This is a genomic window from Streptomyces milbemycinicus, assembly GCF_002154605.1.
GTDB lineage: Bacteria > Actinomycetota > Actinomycetes > Streptomycetales > Streptomycetaceae > Streptomyces > Streptomyces milbemycinicus.
The window spans coordinates 1-1,635 of the sequence record NZ_MUNE01000115.1 but is presented as its reverse complement, the minus strand read 5'-3'; the positions used below and the strand labels follow the sequence as shown (position 1 = coordinate 1,635).

Annotated in this window: 1 protein-coding gene; it reads right to left on the bottom strand. The window is 74.2% G+C overall.

The window, feature by feature from the left end:
• Positions 1-1,471 (bottom strand): rhamnulokinase (locus CCN51_RS10065; RefSeq protein ID WP_086859462.1); only part of this gene is annotated, 1,471 nt, incomplete at its 3' end.
• Positions 1,472-1,635: the final 164 nt, after the last annotated feature.

The window sequence follows — 1,635 nt, the reverse complement described above, 5'->3', positions numbered from 1 at the left end:
GTCCCGGGCGGCCGCCCTCGACATCCTCGACGAGGGCGGCCGCCCGGGACCACGCCGCTTGATCGCCCGACGGCTCATACTGCCTCAGCTGCTGGGTGCTGTGAAGCAGCGCACGCAGCTCGGGCAGGCCGCCGGTGACCACGCCCGCGGTCCGGGCCTGCACCAGGACGTTGCCGAGCGCCGCCGCCTCCGCCGGGCCCGCGACCACCGGCAGCCCACAGGCGTCGGCGGTCAGCCGGCACAGCAGCGCGTTGTGCGCGCCGCCCCCGACGATATGCACGGTGCGGACCGCACGGCCGGACAGCCGCTGGGCGTCCAGGATCGCGCGGCGGTGCGCCAGCGCGAGGGAGTCCAGCACGCAGCGGGCGGTCTCGGCGGGCGTACGCGGGACCGGCTGGCCGGTGCGGCGGCAGGCCTCCGCGATCCGGTCGGGCATCCGGTCCGGGGCGATGAACTCGGGGGCTCCGGCGTCGACCACCGAGCGGAGGGGGGTGGCGTGGGCCGCCTGGTCCAGAAGTGTTTCCAGGTCCTGGTTCCGGCCTTCGGCTTCCCAGGTGCGCAGGCACTCCTGGAGCATCCACAGGCCCATGATGTTGCGCAGATAGCGGACCGTGCCGTCCACGCCGAGCTCATTGGTGAAGTTGGCGCGCCGACTCGCCTCGGTGAGCACCGGGGCGTCGAGCTCAAGACCGGCCAGGGACCAGGTGCCGGTGGCGATGTAGGCGAAGTCGGGTGAGGTGGCGGGAACGCCCACGACGGCGGAGGCGGTGTCGTGCGAGCCCACGGCGGTGACCGGGACGGGGCCTTCGATACCGGTGGCGGACAGGATCTCTGGGCGTAGGTTTCCCGCCGGGTCGCCGGGGTGGCGGAGCGGCGGAAAGAGCGACAGGTCGATGCCGAGGGTGCCGGCGACGGCGGCGATCGCGCGGGACCAGTCGCGGGTGCGCGGATCGATCAGCTGGGTGGTGGACGCGTTGGTCAGCTCGGTGCCGGCCACGCCCGTCAGCCAGTACGAGATGAGATCCGGGATGAGGAGGAGGCGGTGCGCGGCGGCGAGCGTCGAACTGCCACGGGCGGCGGTCAGCTGGTAGATCGTGTTGAAGGGGAGGTGCTGGAGGCCGGTGGCCGCGTACAGCTCCTCGGGCGGGAGGACGGTGGCGACCTGCTCGGCCGCGCCGTCGGTACGGGTGTCGCGGTAGTGGACGGGGTTGCCGAGCAGCGCCCCGTCGGCGCCCAGCAGGCCGTAGTCGACGGCCCAGCTGTCGATGCCGACGCTGGTCAGCCGGGTGTTCGCGGCGCGGGCGGCCTCGGCCGCGGCGCGCAGGCCGTCCAGGACGCCCTGGTGGAGGGCGAGGATGTCCCAGTGCAGGGTGCCGCCCACGCGGACCGGGCGGTTGGGGAAGCGGTGCACCTCGTGGAGTTCGAGGGTGCCGGGGGCGCCGGGCGCGCCGGGGGCGACCGTGCCGACCATGACACGGCCGCTGGACGCGCCGAGGTCTACGGCGGCGAAGCGGGATTCTGCGGGTTGCACGGTGGCCTCGTGGTGGTTGCGGTGCGTGGTGGTGGTGCGGCGTGGTTGTGGTGCGTTGCGGTGCTCGGTACGGGGCGGGGGCAGGGCCTCCGGGGCTGTCACCC